Genomic DNA, 11,884 nt, shown 5'->3' on the forward strand with positions numbered 1-11,884 from the left:
CGGTCGGCAGCCGGAGCAGGTCGCTCCCCACGGCCGCGTCCCACGAGGTGCCGGACGGGGGAGGGCGGCCGTCTCGCGGTGCGTCCCCTCTTCGACGTCCACCGGTGTCGGACGGGCGGTGACGGGACGCGGCACGCCTCGGGGACGACCGCCGTTCCGGTGGGGTACTGCTGTGACGGGACCGTCTCCTGGCCGCGGGAGGCGGCGGAGCGCGGCCTCGCGCCGCTACGCGCCGGGAGTCTCCGGCGCCTCGCCGCCGTCGCCCAGCGGCAGTTCGTCCACCCGCGTCTCGTCGATCACCGGCGGGGCCGGGCGGGGCGTCCTGGGCATGACAGCGGCCTCCGAGTGGGCGCCGCAGCCGAAGGCGAGGGAGACCACGCGGCCGTCGGCCGGGGAGAACTCGTTGGCGCACACCCCGAACGCCTGACGCAGTGAACCGGCCATCGGAACGAGGAAGCCACAGCTCTCACAGGAGGCGGGGGCGGCCTGCGCCACGGGGGTGCGGGGGCCGAACTCCTCCTCCCAGCGGTCGGCGGCGTCGTGCAGGCCCTGGCGGGAGAGGACCCGGGGGCGGCCCATGCCGATCTCCTCGACGACCGCCGCGATGCTGCCGCGCGCCGGGGCGCCGGGGAACTCGCCGGGCTCGTTGGTGGAGATGTCCGCGTCCTCGGCCTCCGCCGGGCCCTCGGCCCCGGCCTCCTCCCAGGCCGCCTCCACGATCGCCGAGTGCGGCGAGGGGTCGCCGCCGCCGGTGTGGCCCGGCTCCAGACGGGGGTCGTCCGCCTCGGTGGGCAGCAGGTCGCCGGGGCCCAGGTCGCCGGGGCGCAGCCGTTCGCTCCAGGGCACCCATTCGGGGGCGAGCAGCGCGTCGGGGCCGGGCAGCAGGACGGTCTCGTCGACCGTCACCACCCGTGCCCGCGAGGCCCGTGCGACGGTGGCGGCCCAGCGCCAGCCGCGGTAGCCGGGCTCCAGGCACTCGAAGAAGTGCGTGACGACGCGGTCCCCCTCGGCGACGGCTCCCAGGTGGTCGCCGATCCTGCCGGGGCGGGCGGCCTCCCGTGCCGCCTCCCGAGCCAACTCGACCGCCTCGGCGCACAGGCGGTCAGGGGTACGGCCTCGCATCGCAGCACTCACAAGAATCGATTCTCTCCTACGCCGTTTCGCGGGTGCGCCTGCAGTGCGCCCGGGAAGGACGGGTGAGGACGGAGCGGACCGGGGGACCGCTGCGACGTCCGGACCCCAACGGCCTCACCGGGCGGAGCGCACCATCCCTCCACGCTACCCCACGAGCGTCCGCCCCCGACCGTCGCGTCTTCAACCGATCGAAAGGCTCCGGGGTAGACGAGCGTCGGTGGGGCACACTGGCGACGTGACAGCCTTCAGGGCGTCCCCGGAGGAAGGGGGCCGGTTCCGACGGACGGCGCGGGCGATCGCCCGCGCCGTACACGCGCCTCCCCGCGCACTGGGCAGGCGGATCCGGAAGGCCACTCACGCGCAGGGCGCGGGCGAGTCGGGGCTGGGCAAGCTGATCGAGCTGCACGCCGTCAACTCGGCGGGCGACATGCTGATCACCGTCGCCCTGGCGTCCACCATCTTCTTCTCCGTCCCCACCGGCGAGGCACGCGGACGGGTCGCCCTCTACCTGGCCGTCACCCTGGCCCCCTTCGCGCTGCTCGCCCCGATCATCGGGCCGCTGCTGGACCGCGTCCCGCACGGCCGGCGCGCCGCGATGGCCGGGTCGATGCTGGGCCGCGCGCTGCTCGCGCTGAGCATGGCCGGGGCGGTGACCACCGGCAGCCTGGAGCTGTATCCGGCCGCGCTGGGCGTACTGGTGGCGTCCAAGGCGTACGGGGTGGTGCGGTCGGCGGTGGTGCCACGGCTGCTGCCCCACCGGATCTCCCTGGTGAAGGCGAACTCACGGGTGACGCTCGCCGGGCTGCTGGCCACCGGGGCGGCGGCGCCGATCGGCGCCGGGCTGCATCGGCTGGGCCCGACCTGGCCGCTGTACGGGGCGTTCGCGGTCTTCGTCGTGGGGACGTTCCTGTCCTTCTCGCTCCCCCACACGGTGGACTCCGCCAAGGGGGAGCGCAGGGCCCTGCTGATCGCCTACGAGGCCGAGCGCGCGAGGGCGGCGGAGGAGAACGGCGTCGGGGAGGGCGACGGGGGCGCCGGCGACGGCACGGGCGTCCCCGGGGCGTCCGGCACCGGGCCGGACGGTGGCCGGAGCTCCGAGCGGGACGGGCCACCGACCGGCACACCGGCGGAGACACCGGCGGAGACACCGACGGAGACACCGACGGAGACACCGACGCCCGCGCCGGCCGCCGGCCCGAGCGCGAAGGGGGACGGCAGGCCACGGCGGCCGGGTCTGCGCACCGTCGGCGCCTCGGTGCTCAACGCCCTGATCGCCAACTCGTCCCTGCGCGCCCTGTCGGGCTTCCTCACCTTCTTCCTCGCCTTCATGTTGCGCGAGCACCCCCTCGACGGGCTGGACGCCGTGTTCTCGCTCGGACTCGTCGCCGTCGCCGCGGGCGGTGGCAACGCGCTGGGCACGGCGCTGGGCGCCTGGCTGCGGGATCGCGGGCCGGAGCTGATCATCGCGTCCGTCCTGGGGCTGGCGCTGACCGCGACGGTGGTGGCGGCCGTCCTCTACGGCACGGTCACCGTGCCCGTCGTCGCGGCGACCGCCGGACTCGCGCAGGCGCTGGGCAAGCTCTCCCTGGACGCGTTGATCCAGCGGGACGTGCCGGAGTTGGTGCGCACCTCCGCCTTCGCCCGCTCCGAGACGCTGATGCAGATGTCGTGGGTGGTCGGCGGTGCCGTCGGGATCGCGCTGCCGCTGATCGGGCCGGTCGGCATGGCGGTGGCCGGGCTGGTCGTGGCGGCGGGGGCGTTCGCCACCGTTCGGCCCCTGTTGTCCGCCGCGCGTCACGGCACGCCCCACCCGCGCGTCGCCTGAGTCGGGCCTCCGGGTAGCCTGCCGCTATGACCCACACGATCTCCCGGGGCAAGGGCAGCCGCACGATCCGCACTGCCGTAGCCATCGGTGCGGCCACCCTCGGGCTCGTCGCCCTCTCCGCCTGTGAGAAGCCGACTCCCCGCGCGACCGTGACCGTCGGCTCCGACAGCGTGTCCACCGAAGCGGCCTGCTACGAGGACGGCGCGACGATCTCGCAGGAGAAGGTCCTCTCCTGCGCCGAGGAGGAGACCGACACCTCCATCACGGTCGACGAGGGCGACCTGCTGCGCATCGGTGTCGATCCCGAGATCGCGGAGGAGGGCTGGGTGCTGTTCCTCGACGGCCAGCCGGCGGTCACCGACAAGATCGGCAAGACCTACCGCAGCTTCTCGGGCGACGCCTTCTTCCGCGACGGCGAGTCGAAGTCCGCCCAGCTCAGCATCGTCGAGTACGACGGCAGCGAGTACCACGGGGTGTGGAACTTCGAGCTGAAGAAGGCGAGCGAGGGCTGACGTCCGCCCCGTCCGCCGCCGTGCGCACCCTGGTCGTCACCGCCGTGTCCGCCGAGCGGGACGCGGTGGCGGGCGCGGGCGCGGCGGACGTGCTCGTCTCCGGCGCCGGTCCCGCCGCCGCGGCGGCCCGCACCGCCGCCGTGTTGGCGCGGGAGGCGGCGCGGGGCCGTCCCTACGGGCTGGTGGTCTCGGCGGGCATCGGCGGTGGTTTCGCCCCGGCGGCGCCCGTCGGCTCGGTGGCCGTCGCCTCCGAGATCGTCGCCGCCGACCTGGGCTCCGAGACGCCCGGCGGGTCCGTGCCCTTCGCCTCCCTGGCCGAGCTGGGCTTCGGCACGGCCGTCCACCATCCGCCCCGGGCCCTGGCACGGGCCGCCGCCGAGGCGGCCGGCGCGGCGCTGGGCCCGGTGCTGACGGTCTCCACGGCCACCGGCACCGCCGAGCGCGCCGCGCTGCTGGCGCGGCTCCATCCGGGCGCGCTGGTCGAGGCGATGGAGGGGTTCGGCGTCGCGGAGGCCGCGGCGGTCTGTGGTGTTCCCGTGTTGGAGGTCCGCGCGGTCTCCAACGCGGTCGGTCCGCGCGACCGGGACGCCTGGCGGATTCCGGAGGCGCTCACCGCACTGGGGGTGGCCTTCGGCGCCATCGTGCCCGTACTGGACGGTTGGAGGGAGCATTCCGATGAACGGCACTGACGCCCCCGAAGGTCCCGAAGGCCCCGACGGCACGACCGTCACGGCCGGGCGGGGCGGGGACGGCGAGCCCGGCGAGCGGCTGCGGATCGCCTATTCCCCCTGCCCCAACGACACCTTCGTCTTCCACGCCTGGGCGCACGGCCTGGTGCCGAGCGCGCCGCCGCTGGACGTGACGTTCGCGGACATCGACGTCACCAACGGCATGGCCGAGCGCGGCGAGCTGGACGTCCTCAAGGTCTCCTACGCGGTGCTGCCGTGGGTGCTGGAGGAGTACGCGCTGCTGCCGTGCGGCGGTGCGCTGGGCCGCGGCTGCGGCCCGTTGGTGCTCACCCGCGAGCCGGGCACGGGGGCCGACCTGCGCGGCGCGACGGTGGCGGTGCCCGGCGAGCGTTCGACGGCGTACCTGCTGTTCCGGCTCTGGGCGGCCGAGGAGGTGCCCGGCGGGGTCGGGAAGATCACCGTGATGCCGTTCCACGAGATCATGCCGGCCGTGCGCGACGGGGCCGTGGACGCCGGACTGGTCATCCACGAGGCGCGCTTCACCTACCAGGACTACGGGCTCCACCGGCTGGCCGACATGGGCGAGCACTGGGAGTCCCGCACCGGGCTGCCGATCCCGCTGGGCGCGATCATCGCCCGGCGCTCCCTGGGGACCGAGCGGCTGCAAAGGCTCGCCGACGCCGCCCGCGCCTCGGTGCGGATGGCCTGGGACGCTCCGGAGGCGTCCCGTTCGTACGTGCTGGAGCACGCCCAGGAGATGGACCCGTCGGTCGCGGACCGGCACATCGGCCTGTACGTCAACGAGTTCACCGCCGACCTGGGCGAGAGCGGCTACGCGGCGGTGCGCGAGCTCCTCACACGGGCCGCGGCCGAGGGGCTGGTGCCGCCCCTCGGCCGGGGTGCGCTGGACTTCGTGTGAGATCGACGCCCGGGACCGGCGTCCGCGGGTGGCGGCGCGGCGCGCGCCGCCACCGCTCCCGGGCCTCGGGGTCAGACGTCGAGTTGGTCGGCCACCACGCGGAGCATGTTCGCGATCTTGTGGCCGTGCTGGCGGTCGGGGTAGCGGCCCCGCTCCAGTTGCTGCGCCACCCCGTCCAGCAGGGTGGTGAGGTCCTGCACGATCGAGGCCAGTTCGTCCGGCTTGCGCCGCTGGGCCGCGGCCACCGACGGCGTCGGATCCAGCAGCGTGACCGAGAGCGCCTGGTCACCGCGCTGCCCCGCGACGACACCGAACTCGACGCGCTGGCCGGGCCGCAACGTGGTGACCCCGTCCGGGAGCACCGAAGAATGCACGAAGACGTCACCGCCGTCATCGCGGGAGAGGAAGCCGAAACCCTTCTCACTGTTGAACCACTTGACCTTGCCGGTAGGCACGTCTGTCCTCGTCCTCGAACTCGTCCGGATGACCGGGCTACGACTTCTTGAAAAAACAACGGCTCTGAATAAGACTTCGGCGGGCCGCACGACCCGCCGGCAACAAGATTAATGGTCCACGCCCCGGTGACAAGACGCCTCGGGCGCCTCCCGTGTCCCGGGTCCCCCCGCCCACGGAACTACCCTGTCCTGGTGACCAGTGAAACGTCCCGCGCGGGAGATCTCCTCGTCCGTATCGGCGCCGTCGTCTTCGTCGTCGGCGCGGTGGCCACGCTCGTGACCATCGCGCCCCTGTTCCTCGGCTCCGACCCGCTGCCCACGGCCGCGTACCTCGTCAGCATGGCGATGGGCGTCGGTTTCGCCATCGCCGGTGCCGGAGTGCTGCGCTCGATCGCGGAGCAGCGGCGCCGGGCCAGGGCGTCCGCCCCCCGGTAGCCGGGCCCGACCGGCCCCCGGCCGACCGGCCGGCGCGGACCTCCCGGAGGGGCCTCACCCCGGGTACGACTCCAGCCAGGCGGGGAACTCCGTCAGGTCCTCCAGGACGACGTCGGCGCCGGCCGCCCGCAGCTCCTCCGCTCCGCACGGCCCCGTCGGCACGGCCACCGACAGCGCCCCGGCCGCCCGCGCCCCGCGCACGTCCCCCAGGTGGTCGCCGACGTAGACGCCGGCCCCGTGCTCGACCAGCGCGTCGGCCTTGGCCTCCGCCCACAGCCGACCGATCACCGCGTCCGGCTCGATGCCCAGGTGGTCGAGGTGGAGCTCGGCGCTGGGCCCGTGCTTGGCGGTGACCACGATCGCCGTGCCGCCCGTCCGCCGCACCGCGTCCACCGCCTCCCGCGCGCCGGGCATGGCGAGGCTGGGTTCGATGGCGTGGCGCACGTACAGCTCCCGGTAGCGCCCGGCGGCCTCGTCCAGCTCCTCCTCGGGGAACCAGTGCGCCAGTTCGACCTCCAGCGGCGGTCCGAGGCGGGTGACGGCCAGGTCGGCGTCGATGTGGGCGCCGGTCTCGGCGGCGAGGGCCAGGTAGGTCGCCCGGATGCCGGGGCGGGAGTCGATCAGCGTCATGTCCAGGTCGAAGCCGACCGTCACCGGGCGAGGGGTCATGAGCCTCATTGTGCACTTTGGACCCGGTCGGTCCGGTGGCCGGTGCCGCGGAAGTTGGTTAGGTTACCCTAACCAGGCATTCCGTCCCCGTACGCCCGAGGTGCCGATGCCAGCCGCCGCCACCGCCACCGCCGTCGAGCACGGCGGTGGCCCGCGTCCGCGCGGTCCCGCACGCCGCGCGGCGGCCCGCCGCCTGCTGTGGACGGGCTCCGCCGTCGCGGCCCTGGCCGTCGCCGTGGTGCTGAGCCTGGCCGTCGGCAGCCGCACGATCGCCCCGTCGGCCGTGTACGACGCGCTGCTGCACGGCGGCGACGGCCCCGCCGCCCAGGTGGTGCGGACCATGCGCGTGCCCCGTACCGTGCTGGCGGTGCTGGTCGGCGCGGCGCTGGGCATGGCGGGCTGCGTGATGCAGGGCCTGACCCGCAACCCGATCGCCGAGCCGGGCATCCTCGGCGTCAGCCAGGGCGCCGCGCTCGGTGTCGTCCTGGCCATCGCCTACACCGGGGCGCACACGCTCACCGACTACGTCTGGTTCGCCTTCGTGGGCGCGGGCGCCGCCGGTGTCGCCGTCTACCTGGTGGCCGCCCGGGGGCGGGACGGGGCGACACCGGTGAAGCTGGCGCTGGCCGGCGCCGCCGTCAACGCCCTGCTGTACTCGGTGGTGGCGGGCGTGCTGACCACCCGGGCCGCCACACTGGACGAGTTCCGCTTCTGGCAGGTCGGCTCGGTGGCCGGACGCGACGCGGAGGTGATCGGGCAGGTCTGGCCGTTCCTGGCGCTGGGCGCGCTGCTGGTGCTGGTCGTGGCGCGGGGGCTGGACTCCCTGGCCCTGGGCGAGGACATGGCCAGGGGGCTGGGGCAGAACGTGGCGGCCGTGCGGATCACCGGGGGTGTCGGCGCCACCGTCCTCACCGGCGCGGGTGTCGCCGCGGCCGGGCCCATCGCCTTCGTCGGCCTGGCCGTGCCCCACGTCGCCCGTGCCCTGGTCGGCGCCGACCACCGCCGGCTGCTGCCGATGTCGGCGCTGCTCGGCCCCGTGGCGCTGTTGGTGTCGGACGTGATCGGACGGATCGTGATACCGCCGGGCGAGGTTCCGGCGGGGGTGATGACGGCGCTGATCGGCGCGCCGTTCCTGGTGGCGCTGGTGCGCGGGAAGCGGGTGTCCGCGTGACCGCCGCCGGAGCCGCGCGCGGGACACCGGCCGTCCGGCCCGCCGGGTACGGGCTGGTGCGCCGCGGGCGTGCCTCGTTCCTCCTCCATCGACGCTCCCTGTTCACCGCCGGCGCCCTGGCCGTCGCGCTCGCCGCCGCCGTCGTGGCCTCGCTCTCCCTGGGGGAGACGGTCACCGCCCCCACCGAGGTGGTGAAGGTGCTGGTGGGTCGGCCCTCACCGGAGGAGCTGGTGGTGGGGACGCTGCGGCTGCCGCGCCTGGTCGTCGGAGTGCTGGTCGGCGCCGCGCTGGCCGTGGCGGGCGGACTGATCCAGACCGTCGCCCGCAACCCGCTGGCCAGCCCGGAGATCATCGGCATCACGCACGGCGCGGCCGCCGTGACCGTCGGCGCGATGACCTTCGGCCTGACCTCGTACGCCCTCCTTCCCTACCTCTCCGTCGCGGGCGGGACGCTCGCCGCCGCGCTGATCTACGTCTTCGCCTGGCGGCGCGGCCTCCACGCGGCCCGGTTCGTCCTCATCGGCCTGGGCTTCTCCGTGGCGCTGCGGTCGATCACCCAACTGTTCATGACCAAGGGCGACTTCCTCGCCGCCCAGCAGGCCCAGGTGTGGATGACCGGTTCGCTGAGCGGCCGCGGCTGGGAGCAGGCCGAGCCGCTGGGCTGGGCGCTGCCGGCGCTGCTGCCCGCGGTCCTGTGGTGTGCCCGCGCCCAGCGGGACGTCGGACCGGACGACGACACCGCCACCGCGCTCGGCGTGCGGGTGAACGCCACCCGGCTGGGGCTGACCGCCACCGGCGTCGTCCTGGCCTCCGTGGCCACCGGTGCCGCCGGGCCCGTGGACTTCGTGGCGCTGCTCTCCCCGCAGATCGCCCGCCGGCTGACCCGCACCGCGCAGATCCCGCTGCTCACCACGGCGCTGACCGGCGCGTTCGTCGTGACCCTCGGCGACCTGCTGGCCCGCAGGATGTTCGCCCCCGTCGAGCTGCCCGTCGGGGTGCTGACCGCCGCGATCGGGGCGCCGTATCTGATCTGGCTGATCGCCCGTAGCCGCACCGGAGGCACCGCATGACGATCCCCGACGGAACCGAGGAGGCCCGCGGGGCGCACGGGCCGGCGAGCCGGCTGGCCGCCCGTGGCCTCACCCTCGCCTACGAGGACCGCACCGTCGTCGACGGCCTCGACCTGGACGTCCCCGACGGCCGCGTCACCGTCATCGTCGGTCCCAACGCCTGCGGCAAGTCCACCACCCTCCGGGCGCTGGGACGGCTGCTCGCGCCCCGGCGCGGCACGGTGCTGCTGGACGGCCGGGAGCTGTCGCGGATCCCCACCCGGCACATCGCCCGTTCCCTCGGACTGCTTCCCCAGGCACCGGTCGCACCCGAGACGATCACCGTCGCCGACCTGGTCGCCCGGGGACGCCGCCCCCACCAGCGCTGGTGGCAGCAGTGGTCGGAGGCCGACGAGGCGGCCGTCGCCGACGCCATGGCCCGCACCGGCGTGACCGCTCTGGCCGAGCGCCCCGTGGACGAGCTCTCCGGCGGACAGCGCCAGCGGGTGTGGATCGCGATGACACTGGCCCAGGAGACCGAGCTGCTGCTGCTCGACGAGCCGACCACGTACCTCGACATCGCCCACCAGGTCGAGGTGCTCGACCTGGTGCGGCAACTCAACCACGAGCGGGGCCGCACCGTGGTGATGGTCCTGCACGACCTCAACCAGGCCGCCCGCTACGCCGACCACCTCGTCGCGATGCGCGGGGGCCGGATCGCCGCGCAGGGGCCGCCCGCCGAGGTCGTCACCGCCGCCCTGGTCCGCGATGTCTTCGGCCTGGAGTCCGTGGTCGTCCCCGACCCGGTGACCGGCGGACCGCTGGTCGTCCCCGGCGCCCCCTGGCGCTCCCCCGAATCCGGCCCCGCCCCCACACCCGTGACCGCCACCGGCTCCAGAGAGGCCACACCATGACCATCACTCGACGCCGTACGCTCGCCGCCACCGCCCTGGCGCTGACCGCCTCCCTGACGCTGTCCGCCTGCGGCTCCGACTCCGGCTCGAACGCCGGGGCGGACAAGGGCGCGGCCGACGGGGGCACCCACGTCGTGCGGACGGCCAACGGCGACGTCGAGGTGCCGAACGACCCGAAGCGCGTGGTCGTGCTCGACACCGCCGAGCTGGACTCGGCCGTCACCCTGGGGGTGAAGCCGGTCGGCTCCACCCGCTCCGACGTCGCCTCCGGCTTCCTGAAGTACCTGCCGAAGGAGAAGGTCGAGGGCATCGAGAACGTCGGCAACATCATGGCGCCCAACCTGGAGAGGATCGCCGCCCTCAAGCCCGACCTGATCCTGGGCAGCAACGTCCGCGACAAGGACCGCTACGACGAGCTGTCGAAGATCGCCCCGACCGTCTTCACCGAGACCACCGGCGCGCCCTGGAAGGAGAACTTCCTGCTCCACGCCGACGCGCTGGGCAAGAAGGAGGAGGCGGAGAAGGTCGTCGAGGCCTACCGGGAGAAGACCGCCGAGGTCACCGAGGCCCTCGGCGGGCCCGAGGCGGCGAAGGACCTCACGGTGAGCGTCGTCCGCTTCGTGGAGGGCGCCGACACCCGCATCTACGGCAGGGAGAACTACATCGGCACGATCCTCGCCGACATCGGCGTCGGCCGCCCGGCCATCGCCGACAAGGCCACCGACGGCTTCTCCCTCGACGTCAGCCCGGAGAAGGTCGACCAGGGCGACGCGGACGTCGTCTTCTACACCTCCTACGGCGACCCCGCCGAGTCCGGCGAGGACAAGGCCGTCGGCGGCGCGCTGTGGAAGGGCATGGAGGCGGTGCGGAACGGCCGCGCCTTCCGGGTGGACGACGAGACCTGGATCCAGGGCATCGGCTACACGGCCGCCGACACGATCCTGGACGAACTGAAGGGCTTCCTCACCGAGGGCTCGGAGGGCTCCCGGAGCTGACGTCCCGGACCGGGCGGGGCGGCGGCCTCCGCGTCCGCCGTCCGGCCCGGCCCTCGGGGGCGGCCGCCTAGCCCTTCGGCCGTCGCGCCCGCCAGAGCAGGTAGAGCGCACTGGCGACGGCGGCGGCGCGCAGCGCCCAGGGCCAAGAGGCGGCGATCTCGTCCCCCAGCGCGCCCGGGGCGATCGGCTCGCCCCAGCGGCCCTCGGTGCGGCCCCACAGCCACACCAGGCCGGCGGCGGCGACCGTGCCGGGGACGACCGCCACCGCCCACTTGGCCTCCTGGCGGCTCAACCGGGGCGACCACCAAGCGGCCAGCCAGCCCAGGCCCAGCGGGACCAGCGAGCCCGCGACCGCGCCCGCCACCAGCAGGGCGGCGGCCAGCAGTTCCACCACACCGCCCGTGCGCGGGACGCGTCCGGCCCCGGCCGCCTTCGTGGTGCGGGCGCGCAGCCGGCGCACCCACGCCCCGCGGGAGCCGGCGGGGGCCGGCACCCCGGGAGACCTCTCGGCCGCCCGCTCCGCCTCGGCGCGCTCCGCCTCCCCCGCCTTCTCCCGCTCCTTCTCCGGATCCGGCGGCGGCGCGAGGACCTCCGGCAGCTCGAACCCGCCGACGAACCCGCCCACCGGCACCTGACCGCCGGGCGCGTACCGGACGGTGGGGGGCGTGCGCCACCAGTCGGGGTCGCTCTCCCGCGGGCCCAGCTCCTCGGGGCTCGCCAGGTGCGGCGGGGAGGCGGCGGTCGGCGACGGCGACGACGGCGACGACGGAGCCGTCCGACCCTCCGCCCCCGGGCCCTCGGACGCCTCGTCGACCGGACGCGGCGCCCTGGGCTGCGGCACGGCCACCCCCGTCTCCGCGACGACCTCCTCCGGCCGCCCGATCCCGTCCAGGATCCTGCGGACCCCGGCCACGGTCTCCGCGCCGCCCGCCTCGGTCCGGCGCCGCTCGATGTCGGCGCGCACCCGGTTCACCAGACGGGCCCGCTCGGCGGCCGTCATGCTCGTGCCGTGCGCCAGATCGCCGATCCGGCTCAGATAGTCGAAGACGAGTTGCTCGCTCTCGATTCCCACCGAACTCTCCAGCGGCTCCCGGCCCTTGGCGCCCGCACACACCCG

General features: G+C 75.0%; 13 protein-coding genes. 9 read left to right on the forward strand and 4 right to left on the reverse strand.

The genetic code is table 11. The features are described 5' to 3' along the window. Positions 1 to 225 precede the first annotated feature (225 nt). Entirely contained in the window at positions 226 to 1,122 is an 897-nt protein-coding gene (locus F0L17_RS10710; protein WP_155073461.1) for a DUF3027 domain-containing protein, read from the reverse strand. Between the two features lie 247 nt (positions 1,123 to 1,369). Between F0L17_RS10710 and F0L17_RS10715 the strand changes: the two genes are divergently transcribed. From F0L17_RS10715 to F0L17_RS10730, 4 genes are read left to right on the forward strand one after another with little or no spacing between them, the layout of a single operon-like run. Then, positions 1,370 to 2,959: an MFS transporter gene (locus F0L17_RS10715; protein WP_162466046.1), complete on the forward strand. Its 1,590-nt coding sequence runs from the start codon at positions 1,370 to 1,372 to the stop codon at positions 2,957 to 2,959. A gap of 26 nt (positions 2,960 to 2,985) precedes the next feature. Further along, positions 2,986 to 3,471: a DUF2771 domain-containing protein gene (locus F0L17_RS10720; protein ID WP_155070898.1), complete on the forward strand. Its 486-nt coding sequence runs from the start codon at positions 2,986 to 2,988 to the stop codon at positions 3,469 to 3,471. A gap of 20 nt (positions 3,472 to 3,491) precedes the next feature. Then, positions 3,492 to 4,160: a futalosine hydrolase gene (locus tag F0L17_RS10725; protein WP_162466791.1), complete on the forward strand. Its 669-nt coding sequence runs from the start codon at positions 3,492 to 3,494 to the stop codon at positions 4,158 to 4,160. After that, positions 4,147 to 5,079, forward strand: a complete 933-nt coding sequence (locus F0L17_RS10730) for a 1,4-dihydroxy-6-naphtoate synthase (RefSeq protein WP_155070899.1) — start codon at positions 4,147 to 4,149, stop codon at positions 5,077 to 5,079. Before F0L17_RS10725 ends, F0L17_RS10730 begins: the two co-directional genes overlap by 14 nt. A gap of 71 nt (positions 5,080 to 5,150) precedes the next feature. Here F0L17_RS10730 and F0L17_RS28050 read toward each other — a convergent pair whose 3' ends face one another. Further along, a complete protein-coding gene (locus F0L17_RS28050; RefSeq protein WP_162466047.1) occupies positions 5,151 to 5,534 on the reverse strand; it encodes a cold shock domain-containing protein in 384 nt (127 codons plus the stop codon). Between the two features lie 192 nt (positions 5,535 to 5,726). Here F0L17_RS28050 and F0L17_RS10740 point away from each other — a divergent pair, with 192 nt between their 5' ends. Continuing rightward, positions 5,727 to 5,969, forward strand: a complete 243-nt coding sequence (locus F0L17_RS10740; RefSeq protein WP_162466048.1) for a hypothetical protein — start codon at positions 5,727 to 5,729, stop codon at positions 5,967 to 5,969. Positions 5,970 to 6,023: 54 nt separating this feature from the next. Here F0L17_RS10740 and F0L17_RS10745 read toward each other — a convergent pair whose 3' ends face one another. After that, entirely contained in the window at positions 6,024 to 6,638 is a 615-nt protein-coding gene (locus tag F0L17_RS10745) for an HAD family hydrolase (protein ID WP_155070900.1), read from the reverse strand. A 106-nt stretch (positions 6,639 to 6,744) separates the two neighbouring features. Between F0L17_RS10745 and F0L17_RS10750 the strand changes: the two genes are divergently transcribed. From F0L17_RS10750 to F0L17_RS10765, 4 genes are read left to right on the forward strand one after another with little or no spacing between them, the layout of a single operon-like run. Continuing rightward, positions 6,745 to 7,809, forward strand: coding sequence for a FecCD family ABC transporter permease (locus F0L17_RS10750; RefSeq protein ID WP_155070901.1), 1,065 nt, complete (start codon positions 6,745 to 6,747; stop codon positions 7,807 to 7,809). Further along, on the forward strand, positions 7,806 to 8,879 hold the full coding sequence (locus tag F0L17_RS10755) for an iron chelate uptake ABC transporter family permease subunit (protein WP_162466049.1): 1,074 nt from the start codon (positions 7,806 to 7,808) through the stop codon (positions 8,877 to 8,879). Before F0L17_RS10750 ends, F0L17_RS10755 begins: the two co-directional genes overlap by 4 nt. After that, the gene (locus F0L17_RS10760) at positions 8,876 to 9,772 is read left to right on the forward strand and encodes an ABC transporter ATP-binding protein (RefSeq protein ID WP_155070902.1); all 897 of its coding nucleotides are present in this window, start codon (positions 8,876 to 8,878) and stop codon (positions 9,770 to 9,772) included. The genes F0L17_RS10755 and F0L17_RS10760 overlap by 4 nt, the downstream gene beginning before the upstream one ends. After that, positions 9,769 to 10,767 (forward strand): ABC transporter substrate-binding protein, encoded by a 999-nt coding sequence (locus F0L17_RS10765; protein WP_155070903.1) that lies wholly within the window; start codon positions 9,769 to 9,771, stop codon positions 10,765 to 10,767. Before F0L17_RS10760 ends, F0L17_RS10765 begins: the two co-directional genes overlap by 4 nt. Positions 10,768 to 10,834: 67 nt before the next feature. Here F0L17_RS10765 and F0L17_RS10770 read toward each other — a convergent pair whose 3' ends face one another. Continuing rightward, on the reverse strand, positions 10,835 to 11,839 hold the full coding sequence (locus tag F0L17_RS10770; RefSeq protein WP_162466050.1) for a hypothetical protein: 1,005 nt from the start codon (positions 11,837 to 11,839) through the stop codon (positions 10,835 to 10,837). Between the last annotated feature and the right edge of the window lie 45 nt (positions 11,840 to 11,884).

Origin of the sequence: Streptomyces taklimakanensis, assembly GCF_009709575.1 — a bacterium.
Classification (GTDB): Bacteria; Actinomycetota; Actinomycetes; order Streptomycetales; family Streptomycetaceae; genus Streptomyces; species Streptomyces taklimakanensis.

Bases quoted from the DNA above. Each gene is read 5' to 3' on its own strand.
- F0L17_RS10710 (WP_155073461.1), bottom strand. From the start codon at position 1,122: ATGCGAGGCCGTACCCCTGACCGCCTGTGCGCCGAGGCGGTCGAGTTG.
- F0L17_RS10720 (WP_155070898.1), top strand. From the start codon at position 2,986: ATGACCCACACGATCTCCCGGGGCAAGGGCAGCCGCACGATCCGCACT.
- F0L17_RS10730 (WP_155070899.1), top strand. From the start codon at position 4,147: ATGAACGGCACTGACGCCCCCGAAGGTCCCGAAGGCCCCGACGGCACG.
- F0L17_RS10745 (WP_155070900.1), bottom strand. From the start codon at position 6,638: ATGACCCCTCGCCCGGTGACGGTCGGCTTCGACCTGGACATGACGCTG.
- F0L17_RS10750 (WP_155070901.1), top strand. From the start codon at position 6,745: ATGCCAGCCGCCGCCACCGCCACCGCCGTCGAGCACGGCGGTGGCCCG.
- F0L17_RS10760 (WP_155070902.1), top strand. From the start codon at position 8,876: ATGACGATCCCCGACGGAACCGAGGAGGCCCGCGGGGCGCACGGGCCG.
- F0L17_RS10765 (WP_155070903.1), top strand. From the start codon at position 9,769: ATGACCATCACTCGACGCCGTACGCTCGCCGCCACCGCCCTGGCGCTG.